23 protein-coding genes and 1 tRNA gene are annotated in these 24,153 nt (G+C 55.8%); 16 read left to right on the top strand and 8 right to left on the bottom strand.

Annotated features, from left to right (window positions below; all coding sequences use genetic code 11):
- The first annotated feature begins 142 nt into the window (after positions 1-142).
- The 5 genes from CU100_RS19505 to ptsP are packed head-to-tail and all read left to right on the top strand — an operon-like array spanning position 143 to position 4,842.
- Complete coding sequence (locus CU100_RS19505) at positions 143-577, top strand: transcriptional regulator GutM (RefSeq protein ID WP_106718261.1); 435 nt, start codon at positions 143-145, stop codon at positions 575-577.
- Positions 578-618: 41 nt separating this feature from the next.
- Positions 619-1,377 carry a PTS glucitol/sorbitol transporter subunit IIC gene (gene srlA, locus CU100_RS19500; protein WP_106718260.1) on the top strand — a complete coding sequence of 253 codons (759 nt, stop codon included), beginning with the start codon at positions 619-621 and terminating at the stop codon, positions 1,375-1,377.
- Positions 1,378-1,398: 21 nt separating this feature from the next.
- A complete protein-coding gene (srlE, locus tag CU100_RS19495) occupies positions 1,399-2,424 on the top strand; it encodes a PTS glucitol/sorbitol transporter subunit IIB (RefSeq protein WP_106718259.1) in 1,026 nt (341 codons plus the stop codon).
- Positions 2,425-2,453: 29 nt separating this feature from the next.
- Complete coding sequence (locus tag CU100_RS19490; RefSeq protein WP_106718258.1) at positions 2,454-2,831, top strand: PTS glucitol/sorbitol transporter subunit IIA; 378 nt, start codon at positions 2,454-2,456, stop codon at positions 2,829-2,831.
- 34 nt (positions 2,832-2,865) lie between these two features.
- On the top strand, positions 2,866-4,842 hold the full coding sequence (ptsP, locus tag CU100_RS19485; RefSeq protein ID WP_106718257.1) for a phosphoenolpyruvate--protein phosphotransferase: 1,977 nt from the start codon (positions 2,866-2,868) through the stop codon (positions 4,840-4,842).
- Here ptsP and CU100_RS19480 read toward each other — a convergent pair.
- A complete protein-coding gene (locus CU100_RS19480) occupies positions 4,834-5,586 on the bottom strand; it encodes a hypothetical protein (RefSeq protein ID WP_106718256.1) in 753 nt (250 codons plus the stop codon). The two genes, ptsP and CU100_RS19480, sit on opposite strands and share 9 nt — an antisense overlap.
- A 153-nt stretch (positions 5,587-5,739) precedes the next feature.
- Between CU100_RS19480 and CU100_RS19475 the strand changes: the two genes are divergently transcribed.
- From CU100_RS19475 to CU100_RS19430, 9 genes are all read left to right on the top strand, one after another.
- Entirely contained in the window at positions 5,740-6,762 is a 1,023-nt protein-coding gene (locus CU100_RS19475) for a sugar-binding transcriptional regulator (RefSeq protein WP_210280551.1), read from the top strand.
- A 279-nt stretch (positions 6,763-7,041) separates the two neighbouring features.
- A complete protein-coding gene (locus CU100_RS19470; RefSeq protein ID WP_106718254.1) occupies positions 7,042-8,019 on the top strand; it encodes a TRAP transporter substrate-binding protein in 978 nt (325 codons plus the stop codon).
- Between the two features lie 74 nt (positions 8,020-8,093).
- Positions 8,094-8,684, top strand: a complete 591-nt coding sequence (locus CU100_RS19465; RefSeq protein WP_106718253.1) for a TRAP transporter small permease — start codon at positions 8,094-8,096, stop codon at positions 8,682-8,684.
- A 3-nt stretch (positions 8,685-8,687) separates the two neighbouring features.
- Complete coding sequence (locus CU100_RS19460; RefSeq protein WP_106718252.1) at positions 8,688-9,968, top strand: TRAP transporter large permease; 1,281 nt, start codon at positions 8,688-8,690, stop codon at positions 9,966-9,968.
- Between the two features lie 8 nt (positions 9,969-9,976).
- On the top strand, positions 9,977-10,753 hold the full coding sequence (locus CU100_RS19455; protein ID WP_106718251.1) for a FadR/GntR family transcriptional regulator: 777 nt from the start codon (positions 9,977-9,979) through the stop codon (positions 10,751-10,753).
- An 18-nt stretch (positions 10,754-10,771) separates the two neighbouring features.
- Positions 10,772-11,623, top strand: a complete 852-nt coding sequence (kduI, locus tag CU100_RS19450; protein WP_106718250.1) for a 5-dehydro-4-deoxy-D-glucuronate isomerase — start codon at positions 10,772-10,774, stop codon at positions 11,621-11,623.
- A gap of 25 nt (positions 11,624-11,648) precedes the next feature.
- A complete protein-coding gene (locus CU100_RS19445) occupies positions 11,649-11,987 on the top strand; it encodes a cupin domain-containing protein (RefSeq protein ID WP_106718249.1) in 339 nt (112 codons plus the stop codon).
- Positions 11,988-12,654: 667 nt separating this feature from the next.
- Positions 12,655-13,389 carry a hypothetical protein gene (locus CU100_RS19435; RefSeq protein ID WP_146141880.1) on the top strand — a complete coding sequence of 245 codons (735 nt, stop codon included), beginning with the start codon at positions 12,655-12,657 and terminating at the stop codon, positions 13,387-13,389.
- A gap of 388 nt (positions 13,390-13,777) precedes the next feature.
- Positions 13,778-15,061, top strand: coding sequence for a calcium-binding protein (locus tag CU100_RS19430; protein WP_170113906.1), 1,284 nt, complete (start codon positions 13,778-13,780; stop codon positions 15,059-15,061).
- Positions 15,062-15,275: 214 nt separating this feature from the next.
- Here the strand turns inward: CU100_RS19430 and CU100_RS19425 are convergent.
- From CU100_RS19425 to CU100_RS19410, 5 genes are all read right to left on the bottom strand, one after another.
- Positions 15,276-15,352, bottom strand: a tRNA-Ile gene (locus CU100_RS19425).
- A 173-nt stretch (positions 15,353-15,525) separates the two neighbouring features.
- A complete protein-coding gene (locus tag CU100_RS19420) occupies positions 15,526-17,412 on the bottom strand; it encodes an adenylate/guanylate cyclase domain-containing protein (protein WP_170113905.1) in 1,887 nt (628 codons plus the stop codon).
- Between the two features lie 126 nt (positions 17,413-17,538).
- Positions 17,539-17,679: a hypothetical protein gene (locus CU100_RS26995; RefSeq protein WP_170113904.1), complete on the bottom strand. Its 141-nt coding sequence runs from the start codon at positions 17,677-17,679 to the stop codon at positions 17,539-17,541.
- A gap of 65 nt (positions 17,680-17,744) precedes the next feature.
- On the bottom strand, positions 17,745-18,143 hold the full coding sequence (locus CU100_RS19415; RefSeq protein WP_106718244.1) for a hypothetical protein: 399 nt from the start codon (positions 18,141-18,143) through the stop codon (positions 17,745-17,747).
- Positions 18,144-18,226: 83 nt separating this feature from the next.
- Complete coding sequence (locus tag CU100_RS19410; RefSeq protein WP_106718653.1) at positions 18,227-19,558, bottom strand: PAS domain S-box protein; 1,332 nt, start codon at positions 19,556-19,558, stop codon at positions 18,227-18,229.
- Positions 19,559-19,822: 264 nt separating this feature from the next.
- On the opposite strand from CU100_RS19410, the gene CU100_RS19405 reads away from it, so the two are divergent.
- Positions 19,823-20,266, top strand: a complete 444-nt coding sequence (locus CU100_RS19405) for a hypothetical protein (RefSeq protein WP_245419134.1) — start codon at positions 19,823-19,825, stop codon at positions 20,264-20,266.
- A gap of 436 nt (positions 20,267-20,702) precedes the next feature.
- Here the strand turns inward: CU100_RS19405 and CU100_RS19400 are convergent, their stop codons facing one another.
- The gene (locus tag CU100_RS19400; RefSeq protein ID WP_106718242.1) at positions 20,703-22,883 is read right to left on the bottom strand and encodes a sensor histidine kinase NtrY-like; all 2,181 of its coding nucleotides are present in this window, start codon (positions 22,881-22,883) and stop codon (positions 20,703-20,705) included.
- Between the two features lie 125 nt (positions 22,884-23,008).
- Between CU100_RS19400 and CU100_RS19395 the strand changes: the two genes are divergently transcribed.
- Entirely contained in the window at positions 23,009-23,512 is a 504-nt protein-coding gene (locus tag CU100_RS19395; protein ID WP_106718241.1) for a peptide deformylase, read from the top strand.
- Here CU100_RS19395 and CU100_RS19390 read toward each other — a convergent pair.
- Entirely contained in the window at positions 23,503-23,997 is a 495-nt protein-coding gene (locus tag CU100_RS19390) for a cupin domain-containing protein (RefSeq protein WP_106718240.1), read from the bottom strand. The two genes, CU100_RS19395 and CU100_RS19390, sit on opposite strands and share 10 nt — an antisense overlap.
- Positions 23,998-24,153: the final 156 nt, after the last annotated feature.

The following is a 24,153-nucleotide window of genomic DNA, read 5'->3' as shown; positions in this document are numbered from 1 at the left end:
ACGTCATAGGCTGTGATGCAGCACAAGCCAAGGGTTAACAGAACAGAAATCATACATATTGACATTACGAAAAACAAATGTTCTATGTTTTTTCGTTCGATCATAGCATATGTTTGCGGTCGGGCGTTGGGAGGTTGACGACATGGCAATGTGGCAATGGGGATTGCTTGCCCTTGGAATTCTGTGGGCGCTGCAATCACTGGGCGTCTGGTATCAGATGCGCCACTACAGCGACGTGATGAAGGGCATCACTTCCAACTATAATGACGGATTTGTTGGCGCGGGCAATGTTCGCGGCCGCTTTGGCAAGGGCGTGATCGTTCTCATTCTGGTTACACCGGATCTCGTGGTTCAGCGGTTCCTCGTGATGAGCGGCAGATCGGTGTTTGCGAAATTCAAGCGGCGCGAAGAATTTGAAGGTATTTCGCTGAGTGCGTTGCGCACCGATCCTGTGATGACAGGTTTAGGAGAGCCGAACATCGCCAAAGCGGCGGAACGTGCAATAGAACAGATAGACAAGGCCAGGGCGGAGCCAAAGCGGCCCGGACTAATCGGGATCAAGCCAGTCAACGCATAGGGACCGGCCGTTTGGACAACGGTCGTAAAGGAGGAGGGAACATGTCAATTCTAACAATGCTGGCGCAACATGCGGACATCGCCGCGCACCATATTTCGGTTGCTGGGTCGATGGTCTCGGATGCGGCGCTCCATGGCAAACAGGCCATTACACACGCGGGCAACGACCTTGTCGTTCTCGCTCAGTCGACGGGAGACATCACCGTCGAAGAGTTCAAAGACAGGCTGAAGAACGTCCAGCAGGAAGAGCAACTCGGCTGGCTGACGAATATCGGCAAATACTTCATTGGTATCTTCCAGAAGGGCGGCGAAGTTTTTGCCGGCTTTGTCACGGGTATCATCCCGACGCTCGTTGTGCTGATGACCGCCTTCTACGCTTTGACGGAACTGGTTGGCGAAGAGCGTGTGCACGGGATCGCACGAGGTGCAGGCCGTATTGCGTTGACGCGTTACACTGTTTTGCCCGTCCTCTCGGTGTTCTTTCTCACAAACCCGATGGCCTATACGTTCGGTTCGTTCCTTGAGGAGAAGCACAAACCTGCCTTCTACGACGCGGCGGTTTCCTATGTTCATCCGCCGCTCGGCCTCTTTCCGCATATCAACCCCGGCGAATATTTCGTATGGGGCGGTATTCTCGTCGCGCTTCTCGAACTTGAGAAAAAAGGCGCGGTTCCCGCCGGCTATCACATCAACGTGGCCATCTGGTATGCGCTCGTTGGTCTGGTTGTCATCCTTCTCAAGGGCATGCTGACCGAGCGCATTACTGCCATCATGGCGCGCCGTCAAGGCATTGAACTTTAAGTTGGGGTGGGGAGCAGCAAAATGTCGAAAACCTATAAGGCAGTCAAAATTTCAAAGGGCAATAATGGTTGGGGCGGCCCGCTGGTCATCCAGTTGACCCCAGAGCGCAACAAGGTCGTGTCGGTGACAGGTGGCGGGATCCATCCGGTTGCACGGCGGATCGCCGAACTGACGGGCGGTGAAGCGGTGGACGGCTTCAAGGCGCCTCCCGTCGAAGGTGAAATGGGCGTCGTCGTCGTCGATTGCGGCGGTACTGCCCGCTGCGGCGTGTATCCACGGAAACGCATTCCGACCGTGAATCTGACGCCGGTTGGTCAATCGGGTCCGCTGGCGCAGTTCATTACCGAAGATATCTATGTTTCAGGCGTGAAAGAGGCGAATATCGAGCTTGCCGACGGATCGCAGCCCGCAGCTGTTGCGGGCGCAAGATCATCGCAATCCTCTCCACCCACGCCCGCCGAACTTGCCGCATCGATGGCAGGCCGGGCGGAAGCATCGGACGCCGGTGAGGGCGGTTTGATTGGCTTTATAAGTACAATCGGGCGGGCCATGGGCCGTGTGGTTGGCATATTCTTTAACGCGGGACGGCGTACTATCGATCAGGTCGTGCGCAACGTGCTGCCGTTCATGGCCTTCGTGACCATGTTGATCGGCTTCATCCTTTATACCGGAATCGGCGATGTGCTGGCGCAGCCCATGGGGCCGCTTGCCAACAATATCGTGGGCTTGCTGATCCTCTCGGCCATCTGCGGCCTGCCATTCCTGTCACCGATACTGGGGCCAGGTGCGGTTATCGCCCAGGTTATCGGAGTTGCGATCATCGGACCGCAGATCGCCAATGGCACGATCTCGCCAGCAATGGCCCTGCCTGCGCTGTTCGCCTATAACACGCAGGTAGGCTGCGACTTTGTCCCCGTTGGGTTGGCGCTTGGTGAGGCCAAGCCCAAGACAATCGAAATCGGTGTCCCAGCGGTTCTGATCAGCCGCCAGATCATGGGGCCCGTCTCCGTTGTTATCGCTTGGGTCGTCAGCCTGATCGTATTCTGATTAACGAGAAGAAAAAGAGGTTCGCCATCATGTCAGTCCTATTGAAAACACGGGTAACAGCCGTCGGACCTGAAGTGGCGGATCTTGCCGAGGGAGGCGTCGTCATTCTGTTTGCGGATGGCGCGCCGCCTGAACTCGCGGAGGTTTCGATCCTGCATGCCATGGAGGGCAAGCCATCCGATGCAGCCCCTCCCATTGGATCTGCGATCCGCATCGGGGACGTATCTGCCAGCATAACCGGAATTGGCGATTATGCCTGGCAGAAGGTCAAGGATATCGGCCATGTGGTCATTACCTTCAACGGATCGGGTCAGGTGGAACGCCCGGGCGAAATCTGCGCCTCGGAAATCGATGCGGCCGAGCTGGTTTCGGCGTTGAAAGTTGGAACGACGATTACCATCGGGTAATTATCGACACATGAATTATCGAAGAGAGATTTGAATGGAACGCTCGACAATCGTTCGGGTGCATGACGGATTGCATGCACGGCCGGCCACCAGGTTCGTCAAACTCGCCAAGGGTTTCGAATCGGATATCGAGTTGATCAAGATGGACAAGTCGGTCAGCGCCAAAAGTTCCGTCAAGCTGATGCTGTTGGGTGTCAAGGAGAACGAGGAAGTCACCGTCCGTGCGACCGGCGCCGACGAGATCGAGGCCATTGAGGCACTCATCGGCTACCTTGAAGATCCGCATGCAGGTACGGCGGATGAGGCAAGTGCTGAAGCACGTGCTGCTGAATCTGCTGCGCCTGTCAAATCCACGGTCGCTTCGGCGGATACAATCATCCCAGGCACTCGCAAGATTCGCGGTGTTGCCGCGAGCGAAGGTTTTGCTATCGGACCCGCCTTCGGCTTCTTCCCTGCAGAGATCAAACAGGAAAACCGCCTGCTCTCGCAGGATGAAATTTCCGCAGAGGCTGGAAGACTGACCCAGGCTTTCGCAACGGTTCAGCGTCGCATGGATGCGTCGCTGGCTGCGACGGATCTTGCGGAAAGCGATCGCGGCATTATCGCTGCGCTTAAGGATATTGCCTGCGACGATGAACTTACACGGGCCGCTGAAGCTCTGGTGAAGGATGGAATGGATGCGGTGTCCGCTGTTATTGGCGCCACGTCAAGGATTGCGGCGGATTTCGCATCGATGGATGATCCTTACCTCAACGCCCGCGCGGACGACGTGAACGCAGTCGGGCGGCAGATCTGCCTTGCGCTATTGGGACAGGACGATGCCAATCTGGACGCCATTCCTTCCGGTGCAATTCTGATCGCCGACGACATTGGGGCATGGGATCTTGCCCGCGCACCCTTGAACCGCATCGCGGGCGTCATATGCGGGCATGGCGGCGCCACATCGCATGTGGCGATTATCGCCCGCGCGCACGGAATACCGGCTGCGCTGGGGCTCGGGCCTTCCATCCACGACCTGCAAGAGGTCAAGACCATCGCGCTCGACGGCAATAGTGGAGATGTATTCCCCGATCCGGACCAGTCGACTGCCGATCGCTTCCACGCGCAAATTGGTGCTGAGGAAACGGAAAGGCAGGCATTGAAAGCCTACAAGAATATCATACCTAAACGCGCCGACGGCACGATCATCGAGATAGCAGCCAATCTCGGCTCTCTTGAGGAAATCGAAACGGCGCAGGAAGCGGGTGCCATGGGGGTTGGCCTGTTCCGCACCGAACTTCTTTTCATGCGGCACATTCATTTGCCATCGGAAGACCTGCAGACAGAAACTTACATGAAGCTTGCCACAGCGTTTGCGCCCGATCCCGTCATCGTCCGAACGTTGGACATCGGAGGCGACAAGCCGATATCGGGCATTGATTTTCCTGACGAAGAAAATCCTTTTCTAGGCTGGCGTGGTATTCGCATGTGTCTTGACCGCCCGGATGTCTTCAAACCCCAGTTGCGTGCTCTTCTACGTGCTGCCGTGCATGGGAACATCAAGGTCATGCTGCCTATGGTCTCCGATATTGGCGAAGTCCGCGCCACACGCAGGCTGATCGACGAGTGTGCCGCAGAACTCGTGGTCGAGGGTAAGGACCACAGGCAGTTCGACCTTGGTGTCATGGTCGAGACACCAGCTGCAGTGATGATTGCACCGATGCTCGCCAAGGAGGTGGCGTTCTTTTCCATCGGCACCAATGACCTGACCCAATACATCATGGCGGCCGATCGCCTTAATCCTACAGTTGCGAAGTTGAATGATGTCACGCATCCCGCTGTGATGGCGGCAATCGAACTGACTACCAAAGCCGGCGTCGATGCCGGTATCATGGTAGGCATGTGCGGTGAGGCGGCCGGCCGCGTCGATCTCATTCCGGCGTTCGTGAAGATGGGCCTGACAGAACTCAGCATGAGCCCGTCATCCATACAGCGCGCCAAGAAATGCGTGTCGGAACTTGCCCTAGGGTAGGTGGGGAATCAGGAACGCGAACAGAGCCGCAAGCGTTTTTGCCCTGTCGGTTGCCTCGATAGCCGCATCGAACTTTTCCTGGCGGGCCTGTAGAGCCAATAGAGCACTATCGACCAGTCTTTCACCGCCGGGCTCGTGATCGGCATAGGTCGCAAGGGCGATTGCGAGAGCGATCGAGGAAAAGCACAGATGCTGGGACTTCAGCTCCGGACGCTGTTCGGTATATCCAGGCAGCGGAATATGCGCAGACTGGTACTGCGATTGCAGTTCGATCGCCAGACGGGCGCATGCGTCTGAAATGTGCCGCAGATCTCCATCCCTCGCCTCGTACAGCAATACCCCATGACGCCGAATCATAGCCGTGTGAACGGATGTGAACGTCGATTCGTGGATAAGTGCGTTGCGCGATCCCAAGACGCTCAACAGGCGCTTCGTCAGATAATACACATCACGCCGGAACCGTGCCTCGCCTTTGGCGGTGTCAGCAGGGAAATAGATATCTAGGCTGCACGCTTCGATGGTCGTCGAATGAGCGGCCGGGTCTTGCGAGACCAGGGAAATGGAGATGGTTTCGGCGGCGGTCAAAGCCTTGTCCATCACACGGGCGGCTTTACCCAGCAACATATCCGGCAAATCCTGGGTAGCAGGTTCGCTATCTTTCCGGCTCGCTCTGATCAGATGACGCACATCGCGCAACCTGTCTTTCAGGCTAACGACAATCTCGTTCGAAAAGTCCCGGATCATTGTGGCAAACCTTTGCACGCAACTGGATAATCGTTTGTACCTTGTTTTGGTGGCTTGCTAAACAACATTCTCGTGAGGTTTAGTATGTAAGTCGCGCTTCATCTATGCAGCATTGCCGCCGCGGGAGAACGGGAGCGATCAAAGGGGGGACGATTGAGCGATCGACGCAAGCGAACCAACACGACTGCGAATCAGAAAAAGGCCGCATTGGATGTAGGCCAGCCGGACACCAAGATAAGCCGGATGCGCATGCGTGCCGCCTGGATGTATTACATCGAGCAGATGACGCAGAACGAAATCGCAGAAATTCTCGGCGTTGGCCGGGTGACCATTGTACGAATGTTGGCGGAGGCGCGGGCGCGCAATGAAGTCAAGATCGGCATCCAGGGTTATCTATCGGATCTCATCGCGCTCGAACGGCAGGTCGAGCAGCAATTCGGCCTGGAAAAGGTGATCATCGCGCCATTGTCGCATCCGGACAACGATCCGATTCCTGCGATCAGCGCAGCAACCGGGGCCTATCTCTCCGGTGTCGTGAGCAATGGGATGCGGGTCGGCGTCGGCTGGGGCAGGACGCTTCTTAGTACGTTGTCCTATCTTGAGGCGCGGGCGCTTGACGATTTTACCGTCATCTCGCTTCTGGGCGGCATAAGCCAGCCGCGCCGTTTCAACCCGGCGGAATTTGCCTGGCAGTTCGCTCAACTTTTTCAAGGCGACGGATACCTTATACCTGCGCCCGCCATGGTAGACAGCGTCGAAACCAAGACGGCTCTCATCGAGCGATGCGGGTTGAAGAGCGTATTCGAGATGGCCGAAGACCTGGACCTTGTCCTGCTCAGCGTCGGCGCCATCGAAACGGCGTCCAGCACTCCTTACCGCATTGGCTTTCTCAACGAAGGCCACCAGTCATCCTTGGCGGAGCGGGGCGCCGTGGGAGATCTCCTTTTCCATTTTTATGACAAGGAGGGTCGCCTGGTCGATCATCCGATCCATGACCTGGTGATGTCGGTGGGTATCGACACCGTCCAGCGCGTTCCGGTGCGAGTCCTGACCTCGGGTGGCAAGGAGAAAATCAACGCTCTTTATGGAGCGATGAAGCTAATTCGGCCGACGGTATTCATTACCGATGAGGAAAGCGCCAGGCAGTTGTTGGTAGTGGCACAAACGGAATTGTGACTGGCAGCAGGCTGGCATTGCCCCTGGTGACGGACGCCATTCCAATCATAGAGCAGCTTGTATGGAACGCGTAGTGTAGCGATCGTCCCAATGGGACGAGGGTTGTCATGTTTGATTGAAGTCATCATACAAAAAGCAAATACTTGTATATTGACATTATGAAATCGTCCCTTTACCCAATGGCTTGGGAGAATACCGACCACGCCAAGCTGCCATTCGCCTGTTCCTGAAGTGGCCGAATTGCATGCAGGGCGAGATCGTTCAAAAAGGGAGGAACTTTTGATGCATTTTTCACGATTAACGACGATGGCCTTTGCTTTCGCTTCATTGCTGGCCAGCTCTGCCAGCGCCCAGACGGTACTGCGCTCGGCTGATACTCACCCGGATGGCTATCCGACAGTGGAGGCAGTGAAGTATATGGGTGAGCTCATCAAGGAGCGCACAGGCGGACGGTATGCGGTTGAAGTCTATCCCTCTGCGCAGTTGGGCGAGGAGAAAGACACTATCGAGCAGACGCAAGCCGGCGTTTTGGATTTCAACCGTGTTTCCATGGGACCCTTCAACGGCATCGTCCCGGAAACGCGGGTACCCTCGTTGCCCTATATCTTCCGTTCGGCCGATCATATGCGACACACTATGGACGGGCCGATCGGAGGTGAACTTCTCAAAGCATTCGAAGCCCATAATCTCGTGGGTCTGGCCTTTTACGACTCTGGTGCACGCTCGTTCTACAACAGCAAAAAGCCGATAACCTCGCTTGCAGATATGAAGGGGATGAAGTTCCGTGTCATTCAATCCGACGTCTTCGTCGATATGGTAAATCAACTTGGCGCCAACGCCACCCCGATGGGATATGGCGAGGTCTATTCCGCCCTTGAGACTGGCGTCATCGATGGAGCTGAAAACAATTGGCCAAGCTTCGAATCCGCAAAACACTATGAAGTCGCAAAATACATCACGCTTGACCAGCACCAGATGGTACCGGAAGTGCTGGTGATGTCAAAGACGAGCTGGGACAAGCTCAGCTCTGAGGATCAGGCGATTGTAAAGCAGGCAGCGAAGGATAGCGTCAGCAAGATGCGTGAACTCTGGGATGCACGGGAAAAGAAGTCACGCGCGATCGTGGAAGCAGCGGGTGTCAAGGTCAGCGAAATTGACAAGCAACCGCTGATCGATGCCATGAAGCCGGTCTATGACAAGTACTTGTCCACGCCTGAGTTGAAAGATCTCGCCACCCGCATCCAGGCTACCGAGTAGCGGTCGATGCTGACGAAGGCCGGATGCCGTGGCGTATCCGGCCCAAGCTACCAAGGGATTTGTGGGAGATCGATATGGCTAATGCCAATGGCCCAGTTGAAGGTCTGACTGGCGCTTCACGGCGAGGACGCATTCTTCGCTATAGCGCGGTACTATCCAGAATATGCGACGGAGCGCTTTATGTGGCCGGCTTTGGACTTGTTCTCATGACGATGCTTGTTGCCTATCAGGTGTTTTCCCGTTTCGTCCTCAATTCGTCACCAAGCTGGACCGAGACGGGGGCCATCATGGTGATGAGCTGGTTCATTTTTCTCGGCGCAGCGGTCGGTGTACGCGAAAACTTCCATATGGGCTTCGATGTACTGCTTTATGTATTGCCGCAAGGCAGCAAGGGTGTCCTGCGGCTGGTTTCGGACCTCATCGCGCTAACTTTCGGTCTGGGCATGGTCTGGTATGGCTGCAAGCTTGTTGCTCTTACCTGGCAATCGACCATCCCGTCACTCGGTCTGCCGGGCGGTTTCGATTACTTGCCGCTGGCAACGGGAGGAGCGTTGATCTGTCTCTTCTCCTTGGAACGCATGATGCTGCGGTGGGCGGGGGTCAGTGTCGACAAGGACATCAACCTCGAAGAAGTGCCCGACATGCCTGTCGTGCAGGAGGCCTGACACATGGACCTCTGGGTATTGTTCGGGGTATTCACGCTGCTGATGTTTATCGGCACGCCCATCGCCTTTTGTCTTGGTGCTGCCAGCTTTGCCACGGTGGTCTACCTGGGGCTGCCGCCCATGGTTGTGTTCCAACGTTTGAATTCCGGCATGAGCGTCTTCTCGTTGATGGCGATACCGTTCTTCATCTATGCCGGGGATCTGATGGTCCGCGGTGGCATTGCCCAGCGCATCGTTGCATTTGCCGGATCTCTGGTGGGTCACCTGAGGGGCGGGCTGGGGCAAGTCAATATCATTGCGGCGACCCTGTTCGGCGGTATCTCCGGATCGGCAGTCGCCGAGGCGGCAGCTGTTGGCGGACTGATGATTCCACAGATGAAAGCTCGCGGCTACGGCGCCGACTATGCAGTCAATGTGACCTCGATGGCGGCGCTCATCGCTTTGCTGCTGCCACCCTCGCAAAACATGATCATCTATTCTATCGCAGGCGGCGGCAAGATCTCCATTGCCGACCTGTTTACCGCCGGCATTCTTCCCGGTTTGCTGCTTGCCTTGGCGCTCATGATCACAGCCTATCTCGTAGCGCGAAGCCGCGGCTACCCGATCGAGAAATTTCTTGGCTTCGCCAGGGCCGGCCATCTCGCGATGATCGCACTGCCTGGTTTGCTGCTTATCGGCATCATATTCGGTGGCGTTCGTTCCGGCGTGTTTACCGCCAGTGAAAGTTCCTGCATAGCTGTCATCTATGCGATCCTTGTGACAGTACTCGGATACAAGTCGATGAAATGGACGGACTTCGTCCATGCGACACTCGGGGCTGTTCGAACGACAGCGATGGTTCTTCTTATCATCGGTACAGCGGCCTCCTTCAGCTGGCTCATGGCTTATCTGAAGGTGCCGTTGGCGCTGATCGCGGGAATGAACGCCATCTCCACTGATCCGCTGGTAGTGCTTCTGCTGCTCAATGTTCTGATGCTGGTGCTGGGCACATTCATGGATATGGGGCCGATGATCATCATCTGCACCCCGATCTTTCTGCCCATGGCACAGCACTACGGTGTGGACCCCGTGCATTTCGGCGTCATTCTTATCCTCAACCTTGGCATTGGGCTGAACACGCCGCCTGTCGGTACGGTCCAGTTCGTTGCCTGTGCGGTAGGCAAGATCACCGTGTGGGAATCGATGCGTTCGATCTGGCCGTTCTATGGTGCCGGAATTGTGGTTCTGGGACTGGTGACTTATATTCCGGCGATCTCGCTCTGGCTTCCGAGCGTCTTCAAATAGGAGGCAGAATGGCAACGGACATAGTCGGTAATCTCAAGGTCGCTCGAAAGCCCAAATTGTCGGAGACCGTGGTTGATGCAATTCGCGAGCAACTGCGATCCGGCATGATCCAGCCGGGACAGAAATTGCCGACCGAAGGTCAGCTCACCGAAGCATTCGGTGTCAGCAGGACAGTCATCCGAGAAGCGCTGGCAACGCTTGCAGCCTCAGGTCTCGTGGAGCCACGGCAGGGCGCGGGCGTCTTCGTTGTCGAGCAGATATCGACAGCATTCGGCGCTCTCACATCGGAGATGGGCACCAAGGATTCCATCGCGCTCAATGTGCTCGAGGTGAGGTTGGCGATCGAGATCGAATCGGCGGGCCTTGCTGCCATCCGCCGCAATGCCGCGCAGGAAGCGGCGATACAGGAAGCATTCTTCGAGTTCGACGACTTGCTGCTCAAGAGCGAACCGACAGGGCCTGCGGATCTTGCCTTTCACAGGGCGATTGCCAGTGCGACCAACAATCCTTTCTATGTCGAAATGCTTGACGTGCTAGGAAGGCGTGCCATTCCCTGCGACGTGACTTCGCCCTGGTCCACCGAGATCGTGCAGTCAGATAACTATCAGCGCGGGTTGCAGCGCGAGCACCTGGCGATCCTGGGGGCCATCTCTGCGGGTGATGCCGAGACTGCCCGCAATGCGATGCGGCTGCACCTCACCGCCAGTCAGAAGCGCTACCGCGAACGGCTTCAGGCGCGCCAAAGCTTTTACAAATCCGCCTCGGCGGTACCGTCGAATAAATGAACAGAATTGCAGGATTACATGACTCAGGACCGAACCGAATATACCTCCCGCTATGCCATCGATCCTGCCGCTGCCGCAGTGATGGGAACAGATGAACTACGACATAACTTTCACATCGGAGACCTGTTTCAGCAAAACCGCGTTCTTCTCCATTACACACATTACGATCGCATGATTGTTGGAGGTGCCACGCCGATTGGCGGACCGCTCGCCCTTGAGACGATTAAACCGGCGGGAACAAAAAATCTCCTCGATCGCCGCGAGATGATCGTCGTCAACATCGGCGGCACGGGCCAGATCAGTGCGGATGGGCAGTCATACAACCTGGCTCAGCGCGACATGCTCTATCTGGGCATGGGAACCAACGAAGTGTCATTCACCTCCACCGACAGGGACTTGCCGGCGAAGTTTTACCTCCTGAGCGCCCCGGCGCATCAAACATATCCTACCCGCCACATTCGTATTGGCGACGCCAAGCGTGTCGATCTCGGTAGCCAGGCAACGTCCAACGAGCGGTCGATCTTCCAGTTCATCCATGCGGACGGTGTAAAGACCTGCCAGCTCGTCGTCGGAATGACGCAATTGGCGAAGGGGTCTGTCTGGAACACGATGCCTTGCCACGTGCACGATCGGCGCATGGAGGCATATCTCTATTTCGATTTGCCGGAGACTGCTTGCGTGTTCCATTTCATGGGTGAACCCGATGAGACGCGCCATATCGTGATGCGGAACGAAGAAGCGGTTCTGTCTCCGGGCTGGTCGATACATTCCGGTGCTGGCACCTCGAACTATGCTTTCATATGGGCGATGGCCGGCGACAATGTCGACTATACGGACGTCGATCCCGTAGCAATCGAAGATCTGCGATGAGCGCATTGCCGACAGGAGGCTTTTCATGACCGCAACGAAGATATTCAACCATGCGGACGAAGGAACTTGGACCGGGACGCCAGACGGCAACCGGCGGCGCGTTCTCCTTCACACGGACGAGTTGATGCTGGTGGAGTTTGCCTTCGAGAAGGGGGGAATAGGTGCCCTGCATTCCCACCCGCATGTGCAGGCAAGCTATGTAGCCGAAGGTCGGTTCGAAGTTACGATCGATGGAAAGACAGAAGTGCTGGAGCAAGGGAGCAGTTACATCGTCCCCTCGAATCTCGTCCACGGTGTGAAGGCGCTGGAAGCCGGAAGACTGGTGGACACTTTCACGCCACACCGCGCCGACTTCCTCGATTGATACTGCCCGGGGGGCGGGGGCGGCAGCGAGGCTAACATGCCACGTTTCAGTCAAAAGGCGATGGAGCGGCCACGTTCATTCGCGGCGGCGAGGTAGACGTCAATCGCCCGCCCGACCCCATTCTAGATTTAATGGCAGTCGCGCCCACTTTGCTCGTAAACGATGTTGCCCGAGATTGCCACACCCGACGCTTGAGGCAGGCCGGCTGCTAGCTATTGCCCGCCCACGAGGGCCGGCGCGGAATTCCGTCGTTTTCCGGGGAAACGTTGGACACACAGCCGCTCAACATCGCCAGCACAATAACGAATAACAAACGCATCTTCTGCTCCGGGATTGTCTGAGGTGTGGGCAAGAATGCCCAGATCATTTGAATGTAGGTGCAACAAGACAGGCGGACAAGCTCGGGCGTCCTGCGTTCACACATGCGCAGGGCAAAACCAATGCCATGGCCAGTCAGCCTCTCGGCAGCGCGATCTCGATATCAAGGGCCACGACTGATATGGCGAGCATCGTCAGTGTCGCCAGCACGAACAGACTGACCGCCAAATTTAAATGTTGTCCACCGGGAGCCATTTGGTGCCTCCATGCGTTGACATTGAATTGAGGAAAATGCGACAGATTTGTGATGGTTTTGTGACATGTCAAGTTCACGTAGATCGGGTGGTTCATGAGTGTCCGGCTCACCGATGTAGCCAATAGCGATCTCCCATTGACGGCGTCCGCTTCTATGAAGCCGGGTGGAGTGTTTTTACTTGCCTGCATGGTTTCGGCGCTGCTGCTAGGGGCCGGTCTCCTGCAGGATCTGTTACTCTATTCTAACGCCAAACCGGACCTTTCCAGCAAGATTTGGCTGCTCGACGTCGACTCGGAGGAGAGTGCTTTCACGTGGCTTTCTGTCGTGGTGGCGTTTTCCGCTGCATGGCTGCTTTTTCTGGCAAGCAATGAGGCGGCCATGCGCGGCGGCCGGTTCAGATACCACTGGTACGCACTCACAGTCCTTTTTCTATTGCTGTCATTCGACGAATTCGCAGGCATTCACGAAAAGATCTCGGCCGCCTTATCGGGAAGGATGGAGCACACCGGCCTGATGTATTTTGCCTGGGCCGCGCCGGCCGGTATCCTCAGCCTGATCGGTCTTGCTGCCTTCATCCCGTTTATACGATCGTTTCCCTTGGCTCTCGCCGGGCTTCTCATGCTTTCCGCGCTGATTTTTCTTGGCGGCGCCGTCGGGTTCGAGATGGTGGGGGGCAGTGTCGCGGAAGTGGAGGGCATCGCGTCGTTTCGTTACCGGATATTGACGAATCTCGAGGAAGGTCTCGAAATGGCAGGGATACTGATCTTCATTTATGTGTTGCTGTGCCATCTGAAGCGCACCGGAGTGACGCTCCACCCGAACGCGTAGATCGTAGATCATTCGGCCTTCGCCCACCGATGGAGCAGGTCCAGTACAGTCGGCGTGTACATGTCATCACGCCCGAGCGTCTTTCCAAGCGCTGCTTCCATAAGAATGATATTGGCTAGTAGTAGCATCTTTCTTGAAATCTAGCCTTGCCGCGCGCCGTTGCGAAGAATGGTTAGGAACAGTCTTAAATGCCATTTGAACGTGCTTTAAGATCATCTTTGGCAGCCGGCGAGAGTTCTGCGAGCAATATCAGCCATGTAACTATTTTTTAAGTATAGTATAATTGCGTTCTAAATAAAACGGCGTAGAGTTCATTTCTGTTGGCTGCGGAGTAGCAGGCCTCGGAAGGGAAACCGGCTCATGCAGCCCGAACAGGGAGTGCATGACCATGGCATTAGATCCCGCACTTTTTGCATTTCTAGAAGTTTATAATGGAAGTTGGGTGCCGCTTCCCATCAATCGGGGCGGTGGGACCACCGGCGATGACGATATTCTGATTACCGGTCTTCTCGCCGGTCTTGCGGTCGATGGAGGGGGCGGTGATGACCGTATACGCGTCACCGGCCTCGCCGGCACTGTGCAGGGTGGTATCGGCAGCGATCAGATATATGGCGGTGCCGGCATCAACATCATAGATGGTGGTGCAGACAATGATTATATTGAAGGCGGGGGAGGCATCGATACGCTCAATGGCGGCGATGGTGATGACACGCTGAGCTATGAGAGCGCGACAGGCGGCGGTATCACTCTAACGCTTAACGCAAGCGGTGGCGTCAATGTCGGCCAGTTCCTTCCCGGCAGAAGCAATGCCGGGGTCGATGTTATCATTGGCGGCTTTGAAAACGTCGTCGGCACCAACCTGAATGATTGGATCACCGGCAATACCGAGGCAAACAAGCTTATTGGCCTTGACGGCAACGACACGCTGAATGGTGGGGTTGGCGATGACACACTGATCGGCAGTGCTGGCAACGATACACTCGTAGGCGGCGCGGGTGCGGATACGCTCAATGGCGGCGATGGCATCGACACGTTGAACTATGGGGCCACGACAGGTGGAGGCATCATTCTAGTTCTTGAGGGTGGAGATATGGACTTGCCTATTTTCGACCCTGAAGACAGCAACGCCGGCTTAGATGAAGTGCTTGTAGGTTTCGAAAACATAATTGGAACAAACCAGGATGATAGGATCCATGGCAGTTTGGGTGTCAACATCCTGAGTGGGCTTGCCGGCAATGATACAATCTACGGCGACTGCAGAATTCCTTTCCATGAAGCCGGAGGAGACGACATCATCATCGGAGGCTTGGGCGCAGACGTGATGGACGGGGGTGGCGTTCTAACCGGTGGCACCGGCAACGCTGATAAAGGTAACGATACTTTCCAGTTCCTCACCAAGGCCGATTTGATCGGAGATGTAATAAACCACTTTCATTGTCATGACGGCACGAAGTTTGACGACACACTTGATTTCAGTGCGATCGATCCAGACGGCAATCCGAGCAACGGAAATGGAACTTTCACGATGGGGAGTGCGGCCGGGCAAATTCTTTTATCTTACATATCGGTCAATCAGTGGACGGTGCAGATTGTCGGTCAAGCAGGTGTAATGACCGTAAACACCGAAGCCAACTCATATTGGGGGCTGTCAGCCGCCGATTTCATTTTGTGAAATGTGTTCGGTAACGGAAATTGAACGCGAGTGCGAACACTCTGTCTAAGTGAAGCTGGACACGTCATGGATTCCATGGCGTGTCCATTCCGACCGCCTGTACAGTAATCGCTACTTCAGCGAAGATAGCGCAGCAAATTTGGAAAGCGATTTGCTCTAAAACTGGGTGTCAAAATCTCAAAACTGCGCGACAAGCTACAACGGTCAAGAAGAATGGTGGGCCCGGAGGGACTCGAACCCCCAACCAAGCGGTTATGAGCCGCCGGCTCTAACCAATTGAGCTACAGGCCCCACCTGAAAATCAGACCTCGCGACAGAAGCCGAACGTCTGACCGCGATCAATAGCGGGAAAAATATCGAATGCAATCCCCGACTTGACCTATCCGCTGTCTCTTGGCCATTTTCCGCAGAAAACAATGATGGCCAAGGCGGAAAAGGCATGCCTGACCCCGACACATGACCACCTAGCATTCAATTTCGCCTTCGAGACCGAGTTCCTTCGCTCGTGTTGAACACATCTGCCTGAAGCGGGGATGCTCCCTTAGGGGATCAAGATCCGAATCATACTTGAACCACATCATCTGCTCTCTTGTGTTGCGCGGTACGACGTGCTGGAGGAGGTCAAGCGCCTGCTCGGCGTCACCGAGGATAGAATAGGCGCACGCGACATTGTAGTGACCATAGATATCGTCAGGTGCAATCGCCAGCGCGCGGGCAGCCCAGTCTCTCGCCCGCTCCTTTTGGCCAAGGTGAGCGAGCGCGAGTGCGCCCCGATGGGCCGGGCTTGAGTTTTCCGGATGCAGGAGCAGCGCGCGCTCGGCTCGCTCTATTCCGCGTTGGGCCCAGTTTTCGGTCTCCGTTTTCATTCCCAGCGCCTGGTACACCGAAGTCAACAGGATCGGCGAGACGTAATCATCGGGTCTTATTTCCGCAGCCCTGACAAAATAGATGGCTGCGTCGTGGAGATCGCCCTGAGTATAGAGCAACCGCGCGTAGAAATAGTTGGCTTCGTATAGGTCCGGCTCGAGTTCCAGCGCACGCTTGAGTTCGACGATCCCTTCCGCGCGCCTTTCATTGCGCAGCAAGGCCAGTCCTCTGGCCGCGTGCGCCTCGGCGAGGTCCGGGTCGAGCGCCAGGGCCTTTGCACTCATTTCCAAAATGCCATCGAGAGACACTTCTTCGGAATGCCAGCCGTGCAGGGCTGAGTCGCAATTGGCAATTCCGGCATAGGCACGGGCATAATGCGGATCGATTTCCACGGCCCTGGTGAACATTCGGCGCGCAAGCAGCAAGTAGGCCTTGGTCCATTCATGCGAGAACTGCCGCCCTCTAAGGTAATATGTATAGGCTTCGACGTTTTCCGTCGGCGGGCGTGCAACAGCTGCGCTTTCTTCGGGCAGCAGTTTGACCTTCAATTGATCGACAATAGAACGCGTGATTTCATCCTGAATGGAGAAAATATCTGTCATGCTGCGATCGTAGCGATCGGCCCACAGATGTCCGCCATTCTTCGCATCGATGAGTTGTCCCGTGATGCGTATGCGCTCTCCAGCCTTGCGGACACTTCCCTCGAGCACAAAACGGATACCGAGTTCCTGGGCGACCTGCTTTACCTTTACGGACTTGCCCTTGTAGGTGAAAACCGTATTGCGAGCAACGACGTGCAGGCCCGAAATCTTCGAGAGGTCGGTGATGATGTCTTCTGTAATACCGTCTGAGAAATATTCCTGTTCGGGGTCGCCGCTCATGTTTGTGAACGGGAGCACGGCGATGGACAGGTCGCTCATGTCCTTGGCGGAAACCGCTGCGGGCGGGCGAGGCTGCGTTGTGGAACCCGCGTTGAGCACGATATTATAAACGCGGATTGGGCGCTCGATATTCTTTAGCGCACGTTCACCCATATCTTCGAATGCGAGATCGAGCCGGCTGCCGACGTGTTCCCGTACCGACGCGGAAACCGAAATGCCCCCCGGAGCCGCGATACCTTCGAGGCGAGCCGCCACGTTGACGCCATCCCCGAAAATGTCACCGTTCTGAACTATCACATCGCCGAGATTGATGCCGATCCGGAACTCGATACGGCGATCGGGTTGAACGTTTTCATTGCGCTCGCGCATGCCGCGCTGGATTTCGGCAGCACAGAAGACGGCATTGACAACGCTCGTAAACTCAACGAGCAGCCCATCTCCGGTCATCTTCACTATGCGCCCCTGGTTTTCCGCTATCCTCGGGTCGATCAATTCAGACCGGTGCCGATCAAGAGCGGCGAACGTTGCCGCCTCATCGTTGCTCATAAGCCTGCTGTAACCCGCTACATCGGCAACAAGAATAGTGGTCAGTCGACGTTCCACGCGGCCCCCAAGCATCACGATTATTGATTATGCGGCTATACTATCCGAAACTTTTCGGAACGTCGCCTGACTACATTTTCGTATGGAGGCGCAGACCCGGCCCCACCACGCTATATCTTGGAAAGTTCAGTTGGATTGGTCGAGGGCATGCGGAGCAGGCTGCCCCGGATTTTCAGACTCCCCAGTCCGATTGCCCGTCAAGAAGAAGGCGGCAATGACTACCACCAGTGCAACTGCTGCAATGAGGATCGTTGTTCGTCTGTGCATGACATCCCTCCGGTCTCCTCGTTAAATCCGGGACGGAGCGTATGGTTCCGGACGAAGCAGTGCCTTCACGCCCGTCCGGCTTCGGGGACAACGGCTATCGCCCTGGAAAAGATGATCACGGCGAAGAGCAGAACACCAACGAGAACTATGATGGAACCTATGCCCACGAGTGGCTCCAGCTGCCGATTGCCGAGTTCCATGAAGTAGAGCGCCGGCAGCATTACGATGAGACCCAATGTATATACGAAATATTGGACCATCGCCAATTTCTTGCCCGCCTTGGATGGATTGAGCGCGTAATAACCGCCGAATATCGCGCAAGTTACCCACCCGAGGAGATTTAGATGGGCATGAGCTCCGATCACAATGTGATTGCCGGAAATTCCCATTTGCAGGCCCATTGCCAGCCCGACGATGAGGCAAATGACCGCCGTCTTGAAGAAAAGCTGAGAAATCTGTGGCATTTGGCTCCCCCGAACCCGTGTTTAACGCTTAGCAGGGACAATACACCCGAGCTGGGCGTGTTTCCAGCAAGTTGACTTAATCATTAAGAATGAGGGGGCACGGGGGCGGCTGCCGCAATATTTTCCATCGGGGCGCGTACGGTCCAGACGACGCGGGTCGGTGTTTGCTCAAGGATGCCTTCTCCGCCAAGCGACAGCGGCGTCACGCGCTCCAGAACAACCCTGCCAAATCCCTTGTTGGGGTGGAGCTTTACCGGTGGTCCTTCAGTCTCCGTCCAGGCGAGATAGAAGGTTTTGCCGCTATCGCCAACATGCCAGTCGACGGCGATATTACCGCGCTCAGCCGAAAAAACGCCATACTTGGCCGAATTCGTCGCAAGTTCATGGAACGCAATTCCCAGATACTGAACAGCATTGGGCTGGAGGACAATCGAGGGACCAGAGATGGCTATGCTATTCTCATCGCCGAACGGTTTGATTTGCGCCAGAAGCAAATCCGCCACGGTTGCGCCGCGCCATTCGGCGTGGACGAGAAGATCATGCGAGCGCGCGAGCGCCATGATCCTTTCGCGAACCTGTTGCTCGAACTCAGCGCTGTCTCCAGCGCGATTGCTGGTTTCGCGGATCATGGAAAGGATGACGGCATATTGGTTTTTAACGCGATGGTTGACCTCGCGCATCAACATGACGATGCGATCTTCCTTCTCTTTCCTTTCGGAGATGTCCCGAGCGATCTTGGAGGCTCCAACAATCCGCCCCGTGGAATCCTTGACTGGCGATACGGTTAGCGACACGTGAATACGCGTTCCATCCTTCCGCCTGCGGATCGTCTCATAATGATCTATCCGCTCGCCCTTGCCGACCTTATTGACGATCGACGCCTCTTCGCTCAATCTTTCCGGCGGGATGATCTTGGTAATTGAAGCGCCGACCATTTCTTCGGCCGTGTAGCCAAAAATACGCTCCGCGGCCTTGTTCCAGCTGCGTACGATACCTTGGAGGGATTTGCTGACGATGCCGTCGTCAGACGATTCGACGATTGCCGCGAGATGCTGCGCCGACTCTTCGTTTCGTTTCTGGTCCGTAACATCGACCAGCATGTTCAGAGCGCCAATGGTTTCGCCGAAGCCATTTCGGAGCAGCACGGGGAAGGGGCGAAAGATAATCCGACTGCCATCCGGGCGCTCGGCTATAGCCTCAAGTCCTCGAACTTCGCGATCCTCGTGCAAGCTTATTGCCATCGGACATTCGTCGTGCCGCATCGGCGTTCCGTCTGTGTAATACAGCTTCCACGTACCGCACCACATTTCCTCGCCGATCCGGGGCTCGCGTCCCCAGAACTCGGCTGCTGCACGATTGTAGAATGTGATGACACCAGACTTATCCGTCGTATAGACCGGAATCGGTAAAGACATGACCAAGGAATCACGGCTGAAGCTGTCTAGGCTATGCAAAGCCGCAAGTGAAGAAGCAAAATTGCTTTGCGCAATATCCACTATTTTTCCTGCTCGGTAACGTATCGACTATCCAATATAAGTGAATAGCCCCCCATCTACAACAAAGTCCAACGCTCATCCCCAAACTGTCGTTAGAGGCTTTTGGTTCCACTATTCAAGTCTGATGGATTGGTGTGGCAGCTTTCGCGTTACATGAGGCAAATGGGGGTGAGGAGGTTCGCTGTGACCTACGCGCTGAGATTTACAAGTCTGCTGTTTGTCGTGCTCGCCCTCGTTCCGGCAGGTGCTCATCTTTTCTCCATGCTTGGCAAGTTGCGGCTCAGCCGCGCGGAATACCTAGCCGCGCAAAGGGCCTACGATGGATGGAGCCTCTTTGGGATTGTGGTGTTCGGCGCGTTGATCTTGTTGTTCGCGCTTGCCGTAAGGCTTTATCGCTCAGGGGAGCCTTATGCACTGACGGTAACGGCATTTCTTTGCGTCGCCGGCACCCAGGCCGTTTTCTGGCTGTTCACTTTTCCAGCCAACAGGGCGACGCATAACTGGACCGTTTTACCGGAAGGTTGGGAGGCGATCCGTTTACAATGGGAGTACTCACACGCCGCAAGCGCAATCCTGAATTTCATTGCACTTGTCGCCATGCTCATTTCGATAATCAGAACGAACTGAAACGGCGCACGAACAAGGTTCATGCGCGCCTGTAATCAAGTGGATGAACTGTCAATGCGAGTTTACAATATGACTGTCAAACCGCGAAGACGACAGCTGCAACCGCCAGTGCGCCAAACAAAATCATAGAGCATGTCATCCAATTGGAGATATCGCCGTTTTCTTTCGTATGTCGCATCGCCTGACTCCTCATGAGCGTAGCCGGGGGGACCGGCGCGTTCTCAAAAAATCATGAGCACCCGTCGCTGACATTCTCTGCCAGCGATCAATCTGAATTTTTGTGATCATGTGCGAACCAGAACAACGGAAAATCCATCCCATCGCCTACTTCACCGGAGGGGATTATAGCGCTTTCAATGTAGACTGCAATTTGCGCCATGCCTCCGTTTCATCACATTTTGATATCGAGTGAAAGGAATGTGATACCAGCCGATTCCTATGCCGCGTTCGCCTCGACAAGCTTGGGAAAGGTCATTCGCACCATTGCCCCACGCCCCGCAAAACTCGCCGGCACGTCGAGCATCTCCAAGTGGCCGCCATGGTCCTCGACAATTTTCTTGACGATGGCGAGCCCGAGCCCGGTGCCCTTTTCACGGGTTGTCACGTAAGGTTCCAGCAGTTGATGACGGTTCTCCGCAGGCAGCCCTTTGCCATTGTCCAGAACCTCGACAATGATAGATGAACCGGTGCTCGCCGCGCGAACGAGGATAAGCCCCTCCTCGACTGTTCCAGCCTTGACCACCGCCTCGATGGCTTCTGAAGCGTTCTTGATGATATTGCCGAAGGCTTGACCGAGCAGGCGATTATCGAAATTGCCGACGAGCGGTTCGTCGGCAAAGTCATGCTGAAACCTGATCTGACTATTGCTGATTTCCACGAGGAACGACGCATCACGTAGCACATCGCGGATGTCAGTCGGCGCCAGCTGCGGCTTGGGCATCCGTGCGAATTCCGAAAATTCGTCCACCATGCGGCCTATGTCGCCAACCTGACGGATGATGGTCTCGGTGCATTGGTCGAAAACCTCGCGATCCTCGGTAATCACCTTTCCATAGCGACGGCGTATCCGTTCGGCGGAAAGCTGGATAGGTGTCAGCGGGTTCTTGATCTCGTGGGCAATGCGCCGCGCTACGTCGGCCCATGCTGAGGAACGATGCGCCGCGACAAGATCCGTAATATCGTCGACGGTGACGACATATGAGGTGTTTTGCGTGTCGGCGTCTTCGCGTGTGATCTGCACGTTGAACGAGCGCGCCAATCCGTTGCGGGTAATGCTGACCTGTTTGCGGCTGGAAGACCTGCCATTTTCGCGTGCCGCCGCGAAGACAGCGCCGATTTCCGGAAGTATATCGATGAGATTTTTGCCTATCGCCTCTCCGCCATCAATCGAGAGCATTTGTTCGGCCGGCCGGTTGAGGCCTGCAATATCGCCATGTGAGTTTACGCTGATGACGCCGGCCGTGACGCCGGAAAGCACCGCTTCCGTAAAGCGCCGGCGCTCGTCGATTTCGTCCTTCGCAGAGATCAGATCATGGTGCTGGGTTTTGAGTTGCCCGACCATATTATTGAATGTGTGTGATAACGAACCGATATCGCCATCCGATGCTCGAACCGGCACGGAGACGTCGAAATTGCCGGTCGAAACATCGCTGGCTGCGCCGATTAGCAGACGAATGGGCCTGACCACGCGATTGGCAACGGCAATTCCCGTCCACACGGCAGTCAGCAGCAGCAACAACGTCAACTCGATATAGAGCAGCGCATAGGCGATCTGCGTGTTCCTCCTGTTGCTGGCGAGGGATTGGTACTCGGCGTTATTGTCGGTCATCACGCGCATATTATTGAGAGCGGACGAGTCGACCGCGCGGATCGTATAGAGATACAAATCCGGCAGTGCCTGCGTCTTGATGATTGCACCCACAAGGCTGGTGGACCCGGGCGGTATCAGCACTGGCCTGTCGCCCGCTGCGCTCCTCAGGGCCTCCAGGGGGGGTGGAGGCAAGGTGTGGTCATTAACGAGCTGCGCGCTCACGACAACCTCGCCATTCGACTTGACCAAGGATGCGCCCAGCAAATTGTTGCGGTCGGCATCATAGGTCAACCAATTGGCGAAAGCCCCGCGATCGAGGCTGTAGAGCATGCGGCGCTGATCGAGATCGATTGCCATGGAGAGCGTGGTAGTCAAAAGGCTCTGCGCGTTGTCTTCCGTGTAGGATTGCGCCGCCTTGATCGACATGTCGATGATCTGGTTGTTCTCTGGATTGATCCAGGAGTTCAACCGGCTATCGAGTACGACGAGCGAGAAACAGGCGACTATGATAGAGGGAATAGAAGCGATCAATGCGAAGATGATCGCAAGGTTCGTATGAAGATCTCTGTGCTTTTCCTTGCTTTTGAAGAGGAACAACTTCCGAAGGGTGGCGTAGGACAGGTAGACGAGCACCAAAATCGAGACAGCGTTGGCGGCGATAACGATCTGCGTCGTCTGCTTCGTGGGTGAAATGTCGGTGACGCCCATCATGATGACGAACGAGACAATGGTCGTTGCCAGCGAGAGGAGCGTCATGATCAACGCGCCTTTCGGCAGAACCTGCGGTTTGACAAGGGTCTTGCTCATCTGCTGTCGATTATCTCTCGCAGCGTTAGTTGTAAAGGAAGCTTGCGTCTGGTGCCGGATTTGCGGCAACAGAGTTCGCGGCGATGCCGCCATCAGAGCACTGATATGCAAAAAGGCGCAGATTTTTGACGATACGACCCATCATGAAATTTCCACATCCGGCGCTCCGTTCACCTGCACAGCCGGTTGCCGAGTTCGGGGATGAGCTTCACCTGCTGAGCGAGGATCTCCTCGACACGATGCGCAATGCTCCAGGGATAGGGATCACTGCCCCGCATATCGGCATCTCGAGCCGCCTTGTCGCTCTTGAAATCGATCGTGCAAGAATGCCCGACTTCTACGTCAATCCCGTTATCGAATGGTCGTCCCCGGAGTTGGTCAGGCACGAGGAGGGTAGCGTTTCCATGCCCGGCGTTTCGGACGAGGTCGAGCGGCCGGCCGCCATCCGGTTTCGTTATCAAGACCTGTCAGGCATGTCACGCACAGAAGAGGCGAGCGGCCTTCTGGCAGTCTGCCTTCAGCACGAAATTGATCAACTCGATGGAGTATTCTGGATCTATCGCCTGTCGAAACTGCGGCGTGACCGTGTGGTAAAACGCTATGAAAAGCTGCAGCGCGCTCACTTGTGAATAGGATCTTTCCACAGAACGCCTTCAGGCTTTTCGACAGGCTCGATGTCCAGATTCACGACGATCGGCTCCTGGCCTGATCGAACGACAACGCATTGGAGCACTTCGTCCCGGCTGGCATTGATTTCCTGGTGCGGCACATAGGGCGGAACGAAGATGAAATCGCCTGGCCCGGCTTCTGCGACATATTCCAGTTTGTCACCCCAGCGCATGCGCGCCCGGCCCTTGACGACGTATATGATGCTTTCCAGATCGCCGTGATGATGCGCTCCCGTCTTGGCGTTGGCATCGATGATAACTGTTCCAGCCCAGATCTTCTCTGCCCCGGCTCGAGCGCGATTGATCGCAGCAGCACGGTTCATGCCCGGCGTCTGGGCCGTGTTGGGATCAAGTGAATCGCCAGGGATGATTTTCACGCCATGCTCGCGCCAGTCAATCAGATGATCGTGGTCGACTGTGCCGCCATGTTGGTGATCGTCTGACATAAGTTCCTCCCTGCGAATTTGCATCGTGACCTGCATTGTAACGGGAGGAGGGCGATGGCGCCAGAGTAGGAGCCCTGTCAGGATTTGCGCCGATCGCCAGTTGCAATCGTCTGGTAAATAATTTCTACTTCCACGGGAAACATTGGCATATCGTTC

The sequence above is a fragment of the Phyllobacterium endophyticum genome (genome assembly GCF_003010935.1).
Lineage (GTDB): Bacteria > Pseudomonadota > Alphaproteobacteria > Rhizobiales > Rhizobiaceae > Phyllobacterium > Phyllobacterium endophyticum.
Note: the sequence above shows the minus strand (reverse complement) of the source record. Positions and strands in the feature narration are given on the sequence as shown.